The organism is Pseudomonas sp. TH32, from assembly GCF_016650855.1.
Classification (GTDB): domain Bacteria; phylum Pseudomonadota; class Gammaproteobacteria; order Pseudomonadales; family Pseudomonadaceae; genus Aquipseudomonas.
This window is the reverse complement of the sequence record NZ_JAEKFA010000002.1, coordinates 1,555,949-1,575,292: the sequence shown is the minus strand read 5'-3', so window position 1 is coordinate 1,575,292 and position 19,344 is coordinate 1,555,949. Positions and strand designations below refer to the sequence as shown.

Here is a 19,344-nt window from a genome sequence, read left to right as displayed (position 1 = left end):
ATTAGAAGTCAAACGTCAAAAAACAGCAATATACAGAGCGATACGTGACTTCTATATTGGATTGAACCCAAGCACACACCGGAACTGTCATGTCCAAGCAACAAGCGCTCGCGAATGTTCGCCAGTACCTGGACGACGGCCATTTTGAAGCCGATCTGCGCCGACGGATTGCCATTCGCAGCGAAAGCCAGAATCCCGGCCAAGCCCACGAACTGACGCGGTATCTGCAACAGGAAATACAGCCTGCGCTGGCAGGTATGGGTTTTGAATGCCAACTGCTCGATAACCCGTCCGGCGCCGGGCCTTTGCTGTTCGCATCACGTCATGAAGCGGACGACCTGCCGACAGTACTGACGTACGGGCATGGCGACGTGGTACTCGGTTATGACGAGCAATGGCGCGAGGGCCTCAACCCTTGGACGCTGACCGTCGAAGGCGATCGTTGGTACGGCCGTGGGACCGCGGATAACAAAGGCCAGCACAGCATCAACCTGACGGCCCTCGAACACGTCATCAAACAACGGGACGGACGCTTGGGCTTCAACGTCAAAGTGCTGTTTGAAACCGGTGAAGAATGCGGCTCTCCCGGGCTGCGCGAGGTGTGCACGACGCACCAGGCGTTGTTGCAAGCCGATGTGTTCATAGCCTCCGACGGCCCGCGCTTGAACGACAGCCGCCCGACGATATTTCTCGGTTCGAGGGGTTCCGCGCTGTTTTCCCTGAGCGTCAAGGCGCGGGACAAGGGCCTGCACTCGGGGAACTGGGGCGGCGTGATGTCCAACCCCGCCGTGGTGCTGGCCAATGCATTGGCCAGTCTGGTGGACCAGAACGGTCGTATTCGCTGCCGAACGCTGGTGCCGGGCGCCATCCCCGAGTCGGTGCGCGAAGCCATCCGTGAACTGGGCATTGATCAGCATTCGCTGGGCCGTCCGTTGGATATGCAATGGGGCGAGCCCGGCTTGACCTTGGGTGAGCGACTGTTCGGCTGGAACACCCTGGAGGTGCTGGCGTTTACCGCCGGTAATCCATCCAAACCGGTGAATGCCATTCCACCCGGCGCCACCGCTCATTGCCAGTTGCGCTTCGTGGTAGGCACCGACTGGCAACACTTGGAGCAGCTGCTGCGCCAGCACCTGGATGCCGAGGGCTTTCAACAGGTCAATATCGTGATGGATCGTTGTACACCTGCCAGCCGGCTGGACCCTGACAACCCGTGGGTGCACTTCGCCAGACAGTCGATTGCCGACGCCACCCACCGGCCTGTCGCCGTGTTACCGAACCTTGCGGGCACCCTGCCCAACGATATTTTCGCAGACATATTGGGCCTGCCTACGTTGTGGATACCGCACTCCTACCCCGGCTGTTCACAGCATGCTCCGGATGAACACCTGTTGGGCTCGGTAGCCCTTGAGGGGCTGCAAATCATGACCTCGCTGTTCTGGGACCTGGGTCACCTCACGCCCCCCCAACCACAATAAAAAATCGGGGTCAGCCCGACCCTTTTTATCTGCCGCTCACCCCCTTATAAAATCAGGAGCGTCAAGCATGACAGCGTTATCGTCCCCCACCGTTTCACCCGCGGTCGCAACTGCGACGCCCCTCTGGAAGCCCGTGGGCGCCGCCTTGATCGGTAACACGCTTGAATGGTTTGACCTGTCGGTGTACGCCTATTTTGCGCTGACCATCAGCAAGGTATTTTTCCCGGCCGCAGACCCGGCGGTCTCGCTGTTTCTGGCCTTTGCGACCTTCGGGCTGTCGTTTCTGATCCGTCCGTTGGGCGCCGCCGTGCTGGGTTCCTATGCCGACCGGCAGGGCCGCAAGAAAGCGTTGACGCTGTCGATCATGCTGATGCTGATCGGCACGGCGATGATCGCGGTCATGCCCGGCTATGCCGCCATCGGGATTATCGCGCCGATTGGCATTCTGCTGGCCCGTCTGCTCCAGGGCTTCTCGGCAGGCGGTGAGTTCGGCAGCTCCACCGCCTTCATGATGGAACATGCCCCGCAAAAGACCCGCAACTTTGTCGCGAGCCTGCAGTTTGCTAGCCAGGGGTTTGGCGTGGTCATCGCCTCGTTGTTCGGCTACTTTTTGACCACCAGCCTGAACGACCAGCAGATGTTCGACTGGGGTTGGCGCGTGCCGTTTTTCTTTGGCTTGATCCTCGGCCCGGTGGGCCTGTACATCCGCCGCACGGTGGATGAGTCCCCCGACTTCAAGGAAAGTGAAGCGGGCTCCCGGCCGCTGCGGGAGGTGCTGTTCTCGCAGAAGACCTTGTTGCTGGTGGCCATGGGCGTGCTGATCGTGTCGACGGCGTCCAACTTCATGATCAAGTACATGCCGTCCTATGCCGCGACCACCTTGAACATTCCCCAGTCCACAGGCTTTTTGGCCACGCTGTCAGGTGGGCTCATCCTGACCGTGGTCACGCCGGTGGTCGGGTTCATCACCGGTTATGTCAGCCGGATCAAAATCATGCTCTGGGCCTCGGCCGTCTACATCCTCGCGATCTTTCCGGCATTCGTCTGGCTCAACACAGTACCCAGCGCAACCTCGTTGTTGCTGGTGGTGTCCATGATGGCCTTGATCAAGGCGGTCTACTTCGCACCGCTGGCATCCCTCATGGCCGATGTGTTTCCTGTGCGCACCCGGGTGACCGGCATGTCGCTGAGCTACAACCTGGCCGTGACCATTTTCGGTGGCTTTGCCCCCGTGATCGCAACCGGGCTGATCGCGCTGACCGGCTCGCAACTGGCGCCGAGCTTTTACCTGATTGCGGCAGCCGCGCTGAGTATCAGTGCGCTGTGGGTGGCCAAGAGAAAATTGCAGCTGGTGTAGGGGCGTTATACATTCGGGACATATCCAGCCACGCACTATGAACCCGATGAATATCGCCAACGTCGACCTCAACCTGCTGAAAACCTTCGAAGCCTTGCACGACGAATCCAGCGCCAGCCGCGCCGCCCTGCGCCTTGGGGTCACGCAGTCGGCCATCAGTGCCGCACTGCGCCGCTTGCGCGATGTGTATGGCGATCAATTGTTCGTGCGCACCGGCCGGGGCCTGGCGCCGACCTTGCGGGCCAACCAGTTGAAACCGGTGATCAGCGAAGCACTCGACCGTTGCCGCCAGAGCCTGGCCATGGTCGACCCGCAGGGCAGCCATTATCAGGGCCGTTCGGTGGTGTTGGGGTTGTCGGATGATTTCGAAATTGCCTACGGCCGCCGGCTGATCGATGAGATCGCCCGGCGGGCGCCGAAGCTGCGGCTGATTTTCCGCCAGACCCACAGCCAGATCGTCGCCGGTGCCCTGCTCGACCGCAGCCTGGACCTGGCGATCACCGCCGGCGGTTTTGCCGAGCGCCGGCTGAGCCGCCAGGTACTCGGGGAAGGCCATTATGCGTGCCTGGTGGACCCCGCCAGCCTGGCGCCGGGACAACAGGCCATCGACCTCGACGAGTTCGTGAGGCGTGAACATGTGTTGGTATCGTCTGGGGGATTTATCGGGATTACCGACGAGGGCCTGGCCGCGCAGGGCTTGAGCCGGCACGTGGGCGCTTCCACCACCCATTTTGCCGCGCTACCGTTTCTGCTCAAGGGCAGCCAGGCGGTGGCGACCATCCCCGGTCACGCGGCCCAGGCCATCGCACGCATGACCGAGCTGACGGTGCTGCCCTGCCCGCTGACCTTGCCGCGCTACCCGGTGGAGCTGGGCTGGCGCACCCAGGCACAGCTCGATCCCTTGCAGCGCCTGGTGCGTGAGGCGATTGAGGCGTGTTTTACTTCGCCGCCATCAACCGATTGACTTCACTGCGCACCATGTTGGAAAACTCCGGCGGCGACATGCCGTCCAGTTCCGCACGCACCCATTCGGCCCATTTGCCCTTGCGCTTGGCACGTTCGCCAAACAGGCGGGCGGCTTCGCCCTTGGCCTTGCCCAGGTTGCTTTGCCACAGGTCATAGAGACGGGACTTTTCATCTTCCAGCGCGGCGCGCTCGGCGAGGGGCTTGTTGGCCAGATTGAAGCTCATGTTGAATTACCTGCTGCACAAATAGGTGACATCTTACACTGTAGGTCGAATTTTCTTGGCCTGGATTTCACCTAAGCTGACCTCAGGAAAAAAACCTGCAACTTTTGCCAGCTTCAAACACTCCATTCTTCATCGAGCGCATTTATTGCCACATTCACCTGCAAGGAGTTAACCCAATGGCCCGCAAATCTGCCGCCCAAGCCGTCGAAGAGCAAATCAAGGATCAAGCGTTCAGTGAGCTGACCGCGCTGATCGAAGAATCGGACAAGCTGCTCAAAAGCAGTGCGTCACTGGTGGGAGAAGAAGGTGAAACCCTGCGCGAACAGGTCGCTATCAAGCTCAAGCAGGCCCTGGACTCGGTGTCCAATGTGCGCGAGCGCAGCAAGCCGGTGGTAGACGCCACCGAGACTTACATCGGTGGCCATCCATGGCAGACCGTGGCGATTTCCGCCGGGTTTGGCCTGGTGGTCGGCCTGTTGCTGGGTCGCCGCAACTGACCTGACAAAACGCCTGCGCCCTCCCCGGGCGCAGCGCGCTTCACACCTGTGCCAGCACCCGCAACCGCTTCAATTCCTGCGTATCCAGCTCAATTCCGTCTGCCAGGGCCTTCGCCCGTGTGCGATGGCGCCGATCCCCCGGCAAACGCCGCAACCCCGCCGCATGCATCTGCCGCACCAGCTCCTGGCTGCGCTCGGCGAAGCTCTGCCCGGCGGTCTTGCTCGGGTCGATCACGATCAGCAACTGGCCGGTCCACGGCGTGCGGGCACCCGGGTGATCGGACCAGTTGAACTCAAACGAGAAATTACCGCCCGTGAGGGCCGCTGCCAGCAACTCGACCATCATCGACAACGCCGAGCCCTTGTGCCCGCCAAACGGCAGCAGCGCGCCGCCTTCGAGAATTGCCTTGGGGTCCTGGGTCGGCTGGCCGAGGCTGTCCACGCCGATGCCCGGCGGCAGGCGTTCGCCTTTGCGCGCGGCAATCTGGACGTCGCCGTGGGCGATGGCGCTGGTGGCCAGGTCAAAGACGATCGGCAAGCCATCGGCACGGGGCGCCGCGAAGGCAATGGGGTTGGTGCCGAACAGCGGCCGGTCTGCCCCGTGGGGCACTACGCAGGTCATGCTGTTGACCACGCTCAAGGCCACCAGGCCTTCTTCGGCGAAGGGCTCGACATCCGGCCAAAGGGCCGCGAAGTGATGGGAATTGTGAATCGCCAGCAAGGCGATCCCGGCGCTTCGGGCCTTCTCCACCAACAGCGGGCGGGCGGCTTGCAGCGCGGGCTGGGCGAAGCCATTGGCGGCATCGACGCGAATGAAACCACTGGCGACGTCCTCTACCACCGGCACGGCCTTGCCGTTGACCCAGCCACTGGCCAGGGTGGAAACATAACCGGGAATGCGAAACACGCCGTGACTGTGGGCGCCATCACGTTCGGCGCTGGCACAGTTCTCGGCAAGCACCCGGGCCACGTCGGCCGATGTGCCGTGGCGCACGAAGACCTGGCGCAGCAGGTCGGTCAATTGGGCGTAAGTGAGTCGCTCTGATGAAGACTCGACATCCAAGGGCGATGCAGACATCTGAAGCTCCCGTTTAATTATTGGAAAGGGCAACAGCGTACAAAGAATCGGTCTGACGATTAGACAGGGTTTGCCCCATGGCTGTCGACAGGGAACGCCAGACATATCTAGCGCCTTGGGCGCTCGCGGGTGCGTAGGGTCGACGCCCTCACTTTGTCCAAGGATCAGGTACATGAGCCACAGCTCCCTACCCTATTTTTTCCCGGAAGCCCTGCGCGATGGCTGGAACGTTTTGGAGCGTGAACGCCGCCTGGGCCTCGACCGCAAGGACCACGAGTTTCTCGGCAAGGTGTTTTTCGCCACCGACACCGCGCGTCGCCAGCAGTCGCCGCCGATGATTGCGCAACGCCTCTGGCTCGACAAAAACACACCCAACGCCGCCGAACTGGCCGGCAGCTTCATGATGAGTTCCAACGCCGTTTACCCTCACGCGTTCCTCTACACCCCCTACGGCGGCCTGGAAAAATTCGATAACCGCGCGCAAGCCCTGGCGGCGTTGAGCGAACGTTTGAAAAATCCGGCGCAGGCCGCGCTACTCCTGCGTTTCCTACCTTTGCAACAACAGGCCATACGGGCAGCGGACAACACCCCCGTACTGACCACCGAAGCCATCCTTGGGGGGTTTTTGAGGAACAGGAAAAACCCTCAACGCCTATCAGGATAAAAACCGCCAGGCGATGCTGGCCGAATTAAAACAGCTCCCCACGCTGGGCACCTTGCTGTCGCAGTTGCTCAACGTGGTGTGTCGACCCGCGTTCCCGGGACTGGATGCCAGCGCCGCCCATGTAAGCTTTTTCGCCCGCCAGCCTGTGCAAGGCAACACGCCCCGCTGGCTTGACTCACTGCACATCAATGATGCCGTGTTGTTGTTTTACCGCGAGCAAAACTGGCCTGTGGGGCAGACCCGGGAATTTTTCCATCCCGGGCGCCCAAAGGACCCGGCAGATGCACCACGCTGGGAAACCGCGATTCAGCAAGCGGCCGGGCAACTGGTTCCGTTCCTGCAGAGCGCCCTGGTAACGTTCTGGAACACCGAAATATCACCCAGTCTCTCTCGCCGGACCTTTTTCACACAGGCCATGGCGGCAAATGCCCGGCTGGACATACTGCTCAAGCGCCAAAAGTCGATCATCAGTGCCTCGCAAAGCCAGGCGCTGGCCCTGCTGTACGAGCCAGAAGAGACCTTGGTCGGGAATAACACCCATACGTTGCGTTTCGAAAACGTGCTGATCTGGGAACATCCCGCCAATACCGTTTCATTGGCCAGCACCTTGATGATCGGTAACGCCAAGACGTTTTTCTACACGCCGGGATTGGGCCTGCAGGTGCTCGGAAGCTACGAGGACCTGATGAAGACACTCGAGGCGATGGTCAAGGCGCCAGGGTATGACAATAACCTCTATAACCTGATGTCCCTGCAAGAGCGCGCATTGTTTGTCGGCTTCAAGGCCCCCCGGTTTTCCGGCATACAACTGCAAGACAACCTGTTTGAACAATTGTTCGAAGAGGTCATCGCCAAACAGCAGCAGAACCTCGGTTATGCCCTGGACCTGTACCGTCGTACCCGGTCCGGTATAGAACCATCGGCCCTGGTGGACCATGCACTGGACGTGCGCTACATGATTGACAGCCAACTTCCGGGCCTGGATAGCGAGGGACGCTGGACCCCGCACTCAGTACTCGCCGACCCCACGCGCCCGGTCTCGCTCACCGCCGAACGCGTTGCCCTGCTGCAAAAACAGATGGCCAGTATCGAGCAATCCCTGGCCGTGCAGATCCGCGCGCAACCTGCATTGGCGAGCAAGGTCCGGGAAGTATTGATCGCGCAGTTCAACCTTCACCGCCTGCCGGATCTCGACCCGGAGGGTATTTACGTCAACCGATACGCCAGTACCGCAAGCGATGCAGCCGTGGCACCGCTCCTGGAAAGCCAAAGCCTCAGCAGCTATTTCATCGGGCGCCTGACCCGTGGCCTGGGACCTATTCCCCAGCCCCCCGACTACGGTCTGTACCATGCCCCGGAAAAGGGACTTGCAAAAAAACTGACCACGCTCGATATCACCCGGGCCAACGCCATTCTCGATGCCGCACTGACCCAATTTCGCAGCCGCGACATCGCCAACATGCCCCGTGAGCACCTGGAAACCCTCAAGGCGCCCATGGCCCATGCCATGTCAGTGGCCATTCAGGGAGAGGCCCGGCTCAGGCGCCTGAACAACAGCCTCGACGCCCGTGACGAGGCGCTGATCAATACCGTGTTTGATCATCAGCGCCCTGATCGGCGCCGGCGCCAGGGGCTCAACGGCTTCATTCCAGACGCCTTCGCGCTGACCGTCGAACCGCAGAACCAGAAGCAAAGGGTGCCATTGGCGCATTGCCTGGTGCTCACCGAACGTGGCGGCCTGGACCCTTCCCATTCCGGCCGGGCGATTCTGTGGACCCCGGCACGGGGCCTTGAAAGCTTCACCCACGTCGCCCAACTGCAAACCGAGCTCAAGCGCCGGCTCGCCGCCCCCGAGCAGCGCATGATGCTTCTGCAGAACCTCGACCCCCGCCAGTTCAAGCCCCACCAGTCTTACGCCCTGGGCAGCTTCATGCAGATCAACGACGCCGTGGCGCAACACCGCCAACAGTCGTGGATTGAGCATTACATCGGGCAACGCGCCCACTGCCTGGCGCTGAGCTTATCGAGCGGTGCCTTGTTGAGCCGTTTTGCTGCGCTGGAACAGACACTACCCGCCACCGACCTGGACCACACGTCACGGATCGCCCAGACCCTGATGGCGCAACAGTCGTTACCCGCCTGGCTGGGGATGGCACCGATCAAGGAGCAACAGCGCCATATCGAAATCCTTGAGCAATACCGCCAGAGCCTCAGCGACGACAAAGACTACCTGCATGATTTTTTCTCCCTCTCGCAGTATGCCCACGACAAACTCACCGGCTTGTTGATAGCCTACGCCGTGTCCCCGAAAAACGTGTACATCACCCCCAAGCTGGTGCTCGCCGGCCAGCGGCAGAACCTGGTGGACTACGCCCTGAATCACGTTACACAACAGGCCGCCACCTTTGAAGTCGACTCCGCGGCCGTTGGCCTGACGCCCACGGTCATACGTCAGATACTTGCCCGCTTGACACTCAAGCAAGACAACCAGGCTTACCTGACCGAAAAACTCACCCCAGGCAACCCCGGTGCCGGGGAGCGAGAGCAACGGTTTATCCGTCAGCTACCCTGGCAACTGCTGCAACATGCCCATGCACTGAAGCTGCAGGAGCGGCTCTCGGTCACCGGATTGGGCCTGATCGAACAGATACTCGATATGCCGGACGCCACCGCCCGCGCTACCGTCGAGGGCGCGACCGCGAGTATCCGCCCGTTGGAGTTGATTGCGACGGCGGGCGCCCGCGCCGTCAAGGCGCTGGGGGTCTACTTGATCAGTGCCGCCGGAAAGAACCCGCTGGTGATGTATACGCCGTACGGTCCGCAACAGACGTTCCAGGAGTTTGAAAACGAGGCCAGTTTGCTGCTTCGGCTCAACATACCCGGCCTGCTGCAGGACTGGATCATTGGCCATCTGCCGGCCAGCAATCAAGCCACCTATAAAAACCTGTGGGCCACCACCGCAGGGAAACTGTCTGAAATCACCCTGGCAGCAACGCCCATCATGGGCAATGCACTCAAGCAGTTGTACCGGGATAACACCGCGCTGATGTTGCACATGCTCGAACAGCAGAATCAGCCCGACGGCCAGTCGTCCTGGGACACCATCAAAGCGCTGTTTACCGGCGGCCTCCAACAGTCACTCGGGTTACTGCCCGGCAAACTGATGGTGCCGATCGTGATATGGCAGAGCTACCGGCTGTTCAAGGCCTCCGCCGAAGCCTTGCAGCAACACCAGTGGCGTGAAGCGTTGGAGTCGTTTATCGCGGGCGTCGGGCAAATGGTCTCGTTGCGCCAGTTGATGCAGGCGCCTGTGGCTCCAGACGACCCTCAGCCGGCACCTGAACCGACGGAAACCGCCCCGGCCTGGCCAGGCATCGACATAACGGCTCAAGAACGCACCCGGCTGCAGGCCTATGAGGTGCACGAACCCAGCCTGGAACAATTGAGTGCCGGCGCCTCCGGGGTCTACACATCGGAGAATAACCACCATTACGTTCCCTGCGCGGGCAAGGTCTATCGCGCCGAAAAACAGGGCAGTCACTGGCGGCTGTTCAGTGCACAGTCCAAAGGCCCTCGCTTGCGCCTGGATACCGGACGCAAATGGCGGGTCGATACCCGTCCGCCCATCCGCCGCTTCGGCCCCGGGCTCAGCAGAATGCTCGAGCAGCGAGAAGTCAGGGCAGCAGCCCGCAGGATCATGAACATCGAAGCCCGTGGCATGGCCAATATCCGGCGCCTCTCTCCACACAGGGCCCAGGCGATCGTCGACGCACTGGACCTGGCAACGTTTTACCTGCACAACTGCCAACAAAATCTCAAGCTGCTGGACCCCAAGTACCCGCCCGTCACACGGGTGCATCGCTTCGTCAATCGCTTCTTTGGTATCCCGGCAGATCGCGATACGGGGCCCGCGCGGTTTCCCGAGGCGCTCGCAAAAAAACTGCTGGAAACCGTTACCGCTATCTTGGACGAGGTCCTGGAACCGTCGCTTTACTCACTCAACTCGACGCGATTCGTTTCCGGAGCGCATATCGTCGAGCCCGAGCGGCATTGGGCCTTTACCATCGACGACGACCCCGACCGACGCATCTACCTTTCCGACAACTTCTTCGATCCCCCTGCGTCGCTGTATGACAGCCACTTGATCGGCTACTTCGACCAACCGGTCCATGCTCGCGCCACGACGCTTATCCACGAACTGACCCACATCGTGCGCAACACCGTCGACGCTGTGTACCTCAATACGGTATCGCCGTTTTCCGACCTGATCGAAGTCCAGACCCAGACCGGTCGCGACCTGCGGGACTGGCTGCAAGACGTGCAAGAAAACTCCTACTCGGTGAGCACGCCCATCGGGCACTTGTTCAAATCAATGGATGCCATGGGCGTGATCGGCCCTGACGTAGGCACAGATCCCGACGACGACTACATCAAGGAGCAGATTCTGCAGACCACCGGAGGCGTGGACTTGAGCAATGCGAGGGGGATTTTCAAAACCAACCTGACCCGGCGTTTCAATACCCAGATGGACAACGCCGACTCATTGACCCTGCTGATTACCACCCTGGGACGTCAGCTGGATCCGATACCGTCGATGGCGCACCAAACGCCCTGAAACACAGGCCTGCGCAGGCCCGGACCGGGTCTGCGCAGGTTCATTTACCGCGTATCAGTCTTTCTGGTCCCGCAACACGTTGCCTGAGGCGCCGTCGATGCGGAACTCATAGACGATGCCATCAGACTTGCGCCCTTCCCCTTCCCAGTAGCCATCGTTGTCGGCTTCGATCTTGTAGATCTCGATATAACCGGCCTTGGTCTTGGCGGTCTCGATGGCTTTTTCGATGGTGATCCAGCCCGCACCGGGCTTGTCGGCCAAGGCAGCACCGGCAGTGAGCAAGGCAGAGGTTGCAACGAGGGCGGCTAAGGTTTTCTTCAACATTTTCGTACTCCATTGAGGGAAAGAATGTGACCTGTCCTGATTTTTAGGGCCTTGCAGACGAGAATTAGTTCCAATTGATGTTCATTCGCCATGATGGCTGTTCTCCCGGTCCTGCTGTGGAGGTTAGAATGTGGGAAATCAGGATGAGTTAATGACAGATAAGTCCCTTTCAGAAGCCGAATACGACGCCATCACCGATGCCGCTGCGCACTGGTGCATGCGCATGCATGCGGGTGACTGCACGACGGTCGAGCGCCAGGCCTTCGAGCAGTGGCACGATGCGCACCCACTGCACGCCTTCGAATATGCGGCCATGCTGGAAATCTGGGACGTTGCCGATCACCTGCCACGCAGTGCGCCGGCGCCTGTGGTGATGCAGTTGAAGCCTCGCAGCCGTTTAAACCATTACGCGGTGGCCGCAGCAATCTGCCTGGTGGCGTTGCCACTGGCGGCCTTCACCGGCTGGGAAGCCGGTTGGCTGCCCAGCTCATACAAACATTACGAAGCCGAAAACACCCTGCGCCAGGTCACCCTGGACGATGGCAGCCAGGTGGAGCTGAACCTGGGCACCGAACTGGTCTACAGCAATTACAAGGACCAGCGCCGGGTCATCCTGAAAAAGGGCGAGGCGTTTTTCAAGGTCAGCCATGACCCGCAACACCCGTTTATCGTGCACGCCGGCGACGGCCAGGTTCGGGTGACCGGCACCCAGTTCAACGTCTGGAAATACGAAGACCACGTACGGGTCATGCTGCTGCAAGGCTCGGTGCTGGTGAGCAGTGACGACGTCCACAGCGGCCTGCGCCTGTCCCCCGGGATGCAGGCCAGTTACAGCCACGGTGACGCCAGCCCCCAGGCCCAGCCGATTGCCCCGGGCGACACCGCCCTGGCCTGGCGTGACGGCAAACTGATCCTCGACAACCTGGCCCTGGCCGACGCGTTGCCGCTGATCAACCGCTACCTGAGCAAACCCGTGATGTTGGCCGACGCCGGCACCGGCGCGATTCGCATTGGTGGTATCTACAACATCAACGAAGTGTCCAACCTCGTCCCCTCCCTGCCCAAGGTGCTGCCGGTCTACCTGACCCAGAACCAGGACGGCAACCCCGTGCTCAATTCCATTCCGCGTAAAACCCCGAAAAGCTGACCTTCGGTCCAGGCGACTGCGCCCTCCTCCCTGGCACCCTGCGCCTGTAACTGTCCACTTTTGAAACACTTGCACCGGCTGAGCTGACAGCCGGCTGCGGACTGCCGGGTTTGTGACGCCCGCTGTTTCATCCCTGAGACACCTGCCGGGCGGGTTGCACGCGTGCCGGCTGTCTCACTTCTGGAACACCTCCTGCCTGCGCGGCGCTCGTCGCGCTCATAACGCCTTGAATCCGTTCATAAAATAAAAAGCGGCACAGCTCCTGCTCTCTTCCTGACAGCGCTGTTTAGGGTCAGCGCCAAGAATAAGGAACGCCGTCGTGAAGACACTTAATCCAGGCTCATTGAGCCTTCTGCTGATCAGCTGCGTATTGAGTACCAGCGTGAGCCCTCCAGTGCTCGCGGCAGGCGACGGTGTGATCGTGATTCAGCGCACCGTCCAGGGCCACATGGCAGGCCGCACTGCCGGCGTCGATCCCAACCCCGTCACCGTCAATGCCAATGCGGCGCCACAGATTCTGCGTGCCACCAATGAGCTGAGCGATAACGACTACGCGAACATCAGCAGCGGCTCCAGTATCACTCGCGCCATTTTGCCTGGCGGCAACCTTCCCGGCTTGACCAACAACGGCGGCGGCGTGGGCCTCGGTGCAGGCGCAGCAGCCGGCCATGGTGGCGGCTCCAGCCTCTCGGGCCAGATCAACGGCTCAATCTCCCGCGGCATGGCTCCCTTGAACAATATCGGCGCCATGATGGGAGGCCAGTGAGATGAACCATTCCTGGTTGTTCCTCGCGATCCTGGCCAGCTCAGCAGCCATGGCTGACAACAGCGCAGTGATCGACAACTCCGGCACCCAATACAACGGAATTATCTCGATCAACCAGGCAGCCGGTGATCAGCAGCAGCAAATCAACAGCCGCGCGATTTCAGCCGGCACCAACACCCAGGCTGGCGGCTCCATCAGCCAGACCATCGGCGGCGCACCTGCCGACCGCTCCCAGAACGCCAAGGTGGCGATCCAGGGCAACTCTTTCAGCAATGGCAACGGTGTACTGGGCGTCAACCAGTCGGCCGGGGCCAACAACCAGATGATCAATGCGGTGCGGATCAGCGTGAATGCTGGCCCGCAAAGCATCGACGACAGCGTCATGTCGCAACAGAACGTGGCGCTGTCACCAAACTCAGGGTTCACCTCTACCACTGGCAGCCGCCAGGTCGTCACAAGCGACCAGGCCTTCACCGGCAGCCGTGGAGTGGTACAGGTGAATCAGAGTGCCGGGGTGGGGAACCGCATGGCTAACGCCCTGAATGTGCAAATCCAATGATTCATTGGAGCTAGAAGCTGGACCGTACCAACACTTAACCAACTAATTAGAAGCAAGGGGAAATACCATGAAAACTACAATGGCTCTTAAACCACTGGCGTTCGCTCTCGCTGCAATCATGGCTGCCGCCGCACATGCCAACCCACCTACTCATCAGCCTACCGCTGTGGTAGCCGCCGTTTCCGACGCGCAATCGAGCAACCACAACGGCGTGCTCAACCTGGGCACCCAGAACAACGCATCGGCCAACAACTCGTTGAACGGCAGCAGCGGCAACGCCCAGGCCAACATCGCAGCCGGTGATGGCAACCAACAAGACAACCAGACCGCCATTGCGGCCGGTGACGCAGATGCCGTGTTTGCCCTGGGTACCATTACCCAAGACAACCACAACAACATCTCGGTGCAAGTGGCTACCCACAACAACGCTTCGCTCAACAACTCGGCCAACGGCAGCTCCGGCAACCTGGGCGTGAACGCGACCGCGGGCAACTTCAACCAACAGAAAAACCAACTGGCTATTTCCTCGGCCAAGGGTGCTGCTGCTGCCGCATCGAGCAACACCACGCAAACCAGCGTGGACAACGCCTACCTGAACACCGTGGCCACTCAGTCTGGCCCATGGGGCAGCCACACCTACCTGCCTGTCGTGAACAACGCCAGCGCCAACAACTCGCTTAATGGCTCTTCGGGCAACCTGGGCGCCAACATTTCTGCAGGCGTGGGCAATCAGCAAGGCAACACCACTGTGATCTCCTCTGGCGTGCGCTTCTGATCCAACGGGGCCTTGGCAACAAGGCCCCTTTTTATTCCAGTGTCCTCCAGGCCATTCGATCATGCGGATCATCGCGCTCACCTTCCTGTTACTGCTCACCGGCCCGACTTGGGCAGGGCAAATGGCGATTGCTGCCATGCCCGGCGGTGGCGTGATCTTCAAGAAGGTCGAGAGCATCCGTGAACGCAAGTTCGCCAACCTGGTGGAACAGAAAACCGATTTCAGCTGCGGTGCCGCCGCCCTGGCCACCATCCTGCGCCAGGCCTACTGGATGGATGTGGATGAAGACCACATCATCAAGGGCATGCTGGTCAACGCCGATCAGGACCTGGTACGCACCCAGGGCTTCTCCATGCTGGACATGAAGCGCTACCTGGAAAGCATCGGCATGCGCGCCCGGGGTTACCGGATTAACGCAGACACCCTGCTCACGGTGAAAATCCCGGTGGTGGTGCTGCTGGAGATCCGCGGCTACAAGCACTTCGTGGTGATGCAGCGCGCCGACAAAGACTGGGTCTACATCGGCGATCCGGTACTGGGCCACAAGCGTTACGCCCGTGATGACTTCGTCAAAGGCTGGAATGGCATCGTCTTCGCCGTACTGGGCGAAGGCTACGACAAGACCAACGTGCTGCTTGATCCGCCCACCCCGCTGACCGCGAAAAACAGGATCAATGAGTTCAGTCCGGTCCGGGACAGTGAATTGATGGATTTCGGTTTTATCCAGAGCGACTTCTTCTAGAAGCGCAATAAGGGGCAGGATGCTCCAGGAGCAAACGATGAACACTTACCGTTGGCTGACGGTCATGTGCCTGGCAGCCTCAATGCCCGCTTATGCGTCATCGGTGTTCAAGCCGATTGAAATAAAGGACTCGGAACTGGCTGACTTGCGTGGTCGCTATGTGATGCCGGGCCGGATCATCAGTTTCGGGATTGTAATGAGCAGTACCTGGACCAATGCCGCCGGCGACAGCGTCACCGGCTCGGCCAGCATGAACGTCAACGCCTCGACCGTCACTCCGCAGTTTTATGTGCAGGTCACCGACAGCCCCACTAAAGTCTCGCCCAACCAGCCCAATGGCACGGGCACCGTCGTCGGTGGTGCCGGCCTGGGCTCTGGCCAGGGCGTGACACAAAGTGTGCGCGCTGCCGGCGACGGCAACACCGCCAGCAACAACGTCAATATCAACGTGAACCAGAACGGTTTGTCACCGGCCAACGTCGTGCAATCCGGGCAAGCGCTGGTGGCAGGCCAACCGATTACCGGCAGCACCGGTGCCGGTCAGGTTACCGTTTCGGCGGCCAATGGCGGGCTGCAAATGGCGATCCTGGCCAACAACAACCAGGGCAATGCCTTGCAGCAGATTGGCGGCGGGAATGTTCTGCAGGGCACGGTTTTGCAGGGTAACAGCAACTTTGTCAGCAACATGACGCAGCTCAACGTGGTACTGGGCAATAACGGTTTGAACAATTTGGGGCAGAACCTCAACCTGAATCAACTCAGGGGCCTACGCGCTAACGGTTATTGAACTACGCTGTGCCTCGACACTAGTGCAATAGAAAGGGACGGCTTATTTCATGCATCGATCGCTATCGTTACGTGCCGTAATTTGTTTAAGCACGCTCCTGCCCGCATCTATGTTGTATGCCGCGCCGGACACCGATATAGACACATTGAAAAAGGAATTGCTGGAGCTCAAGCAACGCTACGAAGTGCAGCAAAAAGCACTGGCGGTGCTGGAACAACGGGTGCGCCAGGTTGAGGAGCAGCCGGTGGCCCCGCCCCCCAAACGCCTGGCCAAATCCCCGGCGGACTTCCAGAAAGGTGGCACGACCGTGGCCGGCAACACGCCGCGTACCGGCGCCGCTGCGGCCTCGGGCGGTGCGGCCGGTGGCGCGTCCTACGGCCAATCCCTCAAGGATGATTCGGCCCCGGCGCAAAGCGTGAGCAACCTGTACAACGAGGCCAGCGGCTTCTTTGGCAACGGCAAGTTCAGCTTTGAAACCGGCGTCACCTATTCGCGCTACGACGCGCGCCAGTTGACCCTCAACGGTTTTCTGGCACTGGACTCGATCTTCCTTGGCAACATCAACCTGGACCGGATCAAGTCGGATAACTGGACCCTCGACCTCACGGGCCGCTACAACCTCGACAACCGCTGGCAATTCGACGTGAACGTGCCGGTGGTGTACCGCGAGTCGACTTACCAGTCCGGCGGCGCCAACGGTGGCAGCGGCACGGCGACCTCGGAACAGTCGGTCACCCGCGACCCGACTATCGGGGACATCAACTTCGGGATTGCCTACAAGTTCCTCGACGAAAGCGTCAACCTGCCGGATGCGGTGGTGTCGGTGCGGGTCAAGGCGCCCACCGGCGAAGACCCATTCGGCATCAAGCTGGTCCAGTCATCAAGCAATACCAACCTCTTCGTACCGGAAAGCCTGCCGACCGGCAACGGCGTATGGTCGATCACGCCGGGGATCTCGCTGGTCAAGACTTTCGACCCGGCGGTACTGTTTGGCTCGCTGTCGTATACCCACAACTTCGAGGACTCGTTCAGCGATATCAGCTCTCAGGTCGGCCAGAAAACCCCCGGCAAAGTGCAGTTGGGCGACAGCTTCCAGATCGGCGCAGGCGTGGCGTTTGCGTTGAACGAGAAGATGAGTATGTCGTTCTCGGTGTCCGACCTGGTGCAACGCAGGAGCAAGCTCAAGCCGGATGGCGGCGACTGGCAGTCGGTGGTTTCCAGCGACGCCAACGCGGGTTACTTCAACGTCGGCATGACGATTGCGGCATCCGACAACCTGACGATCGTGCCGAACCTGGCGATCGGGATCACGCCGGATGCACCGTCGTTCAGCTTCAGCCTGAAGTTCCCGTATTACTTTTAAGGCATGACAACGGGAAAAGCCCCGCAACGATAAGGGTCGTTGCGGGGCTTTTCGGTTTACCCGCCCTAGCGGATCTGGTGTTTGTGCAGCAACCGGTAGAACGTCGGCCGGGAAACCCCCAGCACACGGGCCGCGACACTCAGGTTGTCGCTGTGCCGGTTGAGCACATCGCACAGCGCCTGGCGTTCGGCGCGGTGCTTGTAATCTTCCAGTGTAGCCATCGGCAGCGCGATTGCCTGCTGGCTTTGCAGTCCCAGATCAACGGCCTCGATCTGCCGCCCTTCAGCCAGTACCAGGCCACGGCGTACGCGGTTGGCCAATTCCCGCACATTGCCCGGCCAGCCGTGCTCGCCCATGGCCACCAGCGCGTCTTCGCTGAAGCTGCGCGGGCGGCGGCCGGTTTCCTGGCTGTAGAAGTGTGAGAAATGGTTGGCCAGCATCGCCACATCGCCATGGCGCTCGCGCAACGGCGCGGTCACCACTTGCAGGACGTTGAGCCGGTAATACAAGTCTTCACGAAAGGTGCCCTTTTCAACCGCAGCTTCCAGGTCCACGTGGGTGGCGGCCAGCACCCGTACGTCCACGGGAATCGGTTGGCTGCCGCCAACGCGCTCGATCTGTTTCTCCTGGAGAAAGCGCAGCAGGTTGGCTTGCAGCTCCATGGGCAGGTCGCCGATTTCATCGAGAAACAACGTGCCGCCATGCGCCGCCTCGATCCGCCCGACCTTGCGCTGATGGGCGCCGGTAAAGGCGCCTTTCTCATGGCCAAACAGTTCGGACTGGATCAGGTGCTCGGGGATCGCCCCGCAATTGATCGCCACAAACGGCTTGGCGTGGCGCTGGGACTGGCGGTGCAAGGTGCGGGCAACCAATTCCTTGCCGGTGCCGCTGTCGCCACGAATCAACACCGGGGATTCAGTGGGCGCCAGTTTGGCGAGCAGTTTGCGCAGTTCGCGGATGGGGCGGCTGTCGCCCAGCAGTTCGTGTTCCGGCTGGCCGGCAGGCGCGTTGTTGCCTTTGCCCCGCAGGCGCGCCATGCCGAAAGCGCGGCCGAGGGTGACCTGCACCCGTGACACATCAAACGGCAGGGTATGGAAATCGAAAAACCATTCGCAGACAAAATCGCCGACATTCTGCAGGCGCAGCACTTCCTGGTTAAGTACGGCAATCCACTCGGTGCCGCTGCGGCTGATCAGCTCCTTGACCGCTTCGGGGCGCTCCAGGTGAAACGGCTGCAGACGCAACAATCCCACGTCACAGGAGCGTTCACCCACGGCCTCCAGGGCACAGCTGTCCACGTCCCACCCCGCCGCGCGCAAACCGGGCAACAGCCGATGGCAGTCATCACAGGGATCGACCACAAGCAGGCGGCGCTGGGCAGGTGTAACAATCATGACTATTCCTTGGCGTCAAAATCGTTAAAGTTATTTAAAAACAGCTATTTGGGAAGTCTGTTGGTAACCCTAGCAAGATCTTGACGCGGCCTTTGTACCGATTCGCTATAAGTCGTGGGCAAACCGCGCTTTTCCGTTACGGCCCTGCGGTCAATTGTCGCGGCGTAACTTTCGTGAAGCTTTCAAAATAGCCCCTTACATGACATTAATCAGGGAAAGTTGAAAAATCTTCTTCTAACATGTGACCCGTACCCGGTGATCGTGCATCAGTACAAGTAACCAGTCGTCAGGCACGCCCAACCAACGACTTCACTTGAATGGGCATTTAGAGAGAAGACCCCATGAACGCCCCGCTCCGCATCAACGAAGCTCTTTTGATCGCAGACCGTGCCTTCCAGCCCTTTCAATGTGTGGCCTGGCACGACGGCAACGGCGCCCTGAGCCTGAGCGTCATCGACCGCACCAATACCCGCATCGGCAGCAAGCAGCTGTCTTCCAGCACTTATTCCGACCCGGCGCAGCTTGAGAACTTGCTGTTGCAAGCCCGCGCCGAACTCGACAAAGATGGCTATCAGTTGCAATCCTGGGCGATGCCCAAGTAACTGAAA

General features: G+C 60.4%; 18 protein-coding genes. 14 read left to right on the top strand and 4 right to left on the bottom strand.

All coding sequences use genetic code 11. From position 1 onward, the window contains the following. Nucleotides 1–89: 89 nt before the first annotated feature. The 3 genes from JFV30_RS10845 to JFV30_RS10835 all read left to right on the top strand — a co-directional run bounded on the left by JFV30_RS10845 (nt 90) and on the right by JFV30_RS10835 (nt 3,799). Entirely contained in the window at nt 90–1,478 is a 1,389-nt protein-coding gene (locus JFV30_RS10845; RefSeq protein WP_201123599.1) for a M20 family metallopeptidase, read from the top strand. Nucleotides 1,479–1,545: 67 nt separating this feature from the next. Continuing rightward, nucleotides 1,546–2,835 (top strand): MFS transporter, encoded by a 1,290-nt coding sequence (locus JFV30_RS10840; RefSeq protein ID WP_201123597.1) that lies wholly within the window; start codon nt 1,546–1,548, stop codon nt 2,833–2,835. Between the two features lie 46 nt (nt 2,836–2,881). After that, nucleotides 2,882–3,799 carry a LysR family transcriptional regulator gene (locus tag JFV30_RS10835; protein WP_201123595.1) on the top strand — a complete coding sequence of 306 codons (918 nt, stop codon included), beginning with the start codon at nt 2,882–2,884 and terminating at the stop codon, nt 3,797–3,799. Here the strand turns inward: JFV30_RS10835 and JFV30_RS10830 are convergent. After that, nucleotides 3,774–4,025, bottom strand: coding sequence for a hypothetical protein (locus JFV30_RS10830; RefSeq protein WP_003217960.1), 252 nt, complete (start codon nt 4,023–4,025; stop codon nt 3,774–3,776). The genes JFV30_RS10835 and JFV30_RS10830 overlap by 26 nt on opposite strands. Nucleotides 4,026–4,201: 176 nt before the next feature. Here JFV30_RS10830 and JFV30_RS10825 point away from each other — a divergent pair, with 176 nt between their 5' ends. Beyond that, nucleotides 4,202–4,522: a DUF883 family protein gene (locus JFV30_RS10825; RefSeq protein WP_010172915.1), complete on the top strand. Its 321-nt coding sequence runs from the start codon at nt 4,202–4,204 to the stop codon at nt 4,520–4,522. A 40-nt stretch (nt 4,523–4,562) separates the two neighbouring features. On the opposite strand, the gene JFV30_RS10820 is transcribed toward JFV30_RS10825, so the two are convergent. Beyond that, complete coding sequence (locus JFV30_RS10820; RefSeq protein ID WP_169388150.1) at nt 4,563–5,600, bottom strand: Ldh family oxidoreductase; 1,038 nt, start codon at nt 5,598–5,600, stop codon at nt 4,563–4,565. Between the two features lie 172 nt (nt 5,601–5,772). Here JFV30_RS10820 and JFV30_RS33075 point away from each other — a divergent pair, with 172 nt between their 5' ends. Then, nucleotides 5,773–6,264, top strand: a complete 492-nt coding sequence (locus tag JFV30_RS33075; RefSeq protein WP_242487050.1) for a hypothetical protein — start codon at nt 5,773–5,775, stop codon at nt 6,262–6,264. Nucleotides 6,265–6,277: 13 nt separating this feature from the next. Further along, the gene (locus JFV30_RS10815; protein ID WP_242487049.1) at nt 6,278–10,879 is read left to right on the top strand and encodes a M35 family metallopeptidase; all 4,602 of its coding nucleotides are present in this window, start codon (nt 6,278–6,280) and stop codon (nt 10,877–10,879) included. A 54-nt stretch (nt 10,880–10,933) separates the two neighbouring features. Here JFV30_RS10815 and JFV30_RS10810 read toward each other — a convergent pair whose 3' ends face one another. Further along, nucleotides 10,934–11,203 carry a PepSY domain-containing protein gene (locus JFV30_RS10810; RefSeq protein ID WP_201123593.1) on the bottom strand — a complete coding sequence of 90 codons (270 nt, stop codon included), beginning with the start codon at nt 11,201–11,203 and terminating at the stop codon, nt 10,934–10,936. A 151-nt stretch (nt 11,204–11,354) separates the two neighbouring features. Here JFV30_RS10810 and JFV30_RS10805 point away from each other — a divergent pair, with 151 nt between their 5' ends. The 7 genes from JFV30_RS10805 to JFV30_RS10775 all read left to right on the top strand — a co-directional run bounded on the left by JFV30_RS10805 (nt 11,355) and on the right by JFV30_RS10775 (nt 17,342). Beyond that, entirely contained in the window at nt 11,355–12,350 is a 996-nt protein-coding gene (locus JFV30_RS10805; RefSeq protein WP_201123590.1) for a FecR family protein, read from the top strand. 319 nt (nt 12,351–12,669) lie between these two features. After that, nucleotides 12,670–13,116 (top strand): hypothetical protein, encoded by a 447-nt coding sequence (locus JFV30_RS10800; RefSeq protein WP_201123589.1) that lies wholly within the window; start codon nt 12,670–12,672, stop codon nt 13,114–13,116. 1 nt (nt 13,117) lies between these two features. Next, the gene (locus tag JFV30_RS10795) at nt 13,118–13,675 is read left to right on the top strand and encodes an adhesin (protein ID WP_169388146.1); all 558 of its coding nucleotides are present in this window, start codon (nt 13,118–13,120) and stop codon (nt 13,673–13,675) included. Nucleotides 13,676–13,754: 79 nt separating this feature from the next. Next, complete coding sequence (locus tag JFV30_RS10790) at nt 13,755–14,450, top strand: hypothetical protein (RefSeq protein WP_201126162.1); 696 nt, start codon at nt 13,755–13,757, stop codon at nt 14,448–14,450. Nucleotides 14,451–14,511: 61 nt separating this feature from the next. Next, the gene (locus JFV30_RS10785) at nt 14,512–15,192 is read left to right on the top strand and encodes a C39 family peptidase (RefSeq protein ID WP_010172931.1); all 681 of its coding nucleotides are present in this window, start codon (nt 14,512–14,514) and stop codon (nt 15,190–15,192) included. A gap of 37 nt (nt 15,193–15,229) precedes the next feature. Beyond that, complete coding sequence (locus JFV30_RS10780) at nt 15,230–15,979, top strand: hypothetical protein (protein WP_201123587.1); 750 nt, start codon at nt 15,230–15,232, stop codon at nt 15,977–15,979. 49 nt (nt 15,980–16,028) lie between these two features. Continuing rightward, nucleotides 16,029–17,342 (top strand): autotransporter domain-containing protein, encoded by a 1,314-nt coding sequence (locus JFV30_RS10775; RefSeq protein WP_010172936.1) that lies wholly within the window; start codon nt 16,029–16,031, stop codon nt 17,340–17,342. A gap of 65 nt (nt 17,343–17,407) precedes the next feature. Here JFV30_RS10775 and JFV30_RS10770 read toward each other — a convergent pair whose 3' ends face one another. Beyond that, nucleotides 17,408–18,736 carry a sigma-54 dependent transcriptional regulator gene (locus JFV30_RS10770; RefSeq protein WP_010172939.1) on the bottom strand — a complete coding sequence of 443 codons (1,329 nt, stop codon included), beginning with the start codon at nt 18,734–18,736 and terminating at the stop codon, nt 17,408–17,410. A gap of 341 nt (nt 18,737–19,077) precedes the next feature. On the opposite strand from JFV30_RS10770, the gene JFV30_RS10765 reads away from it, so the two are divergent. Then, complete coding sequence (locus tag JFV30_RS10765; RefSeq protein WP_010172941.1) at nt 19,078–19,338, top strand: hypothetical protein; 261 nt, start codon at nt 19,078–19,080, stop codon at nt 19,336–19,338. The last annotated feature ends 6 nt before the right edge of the window (nt 19,339–19,344 follow it).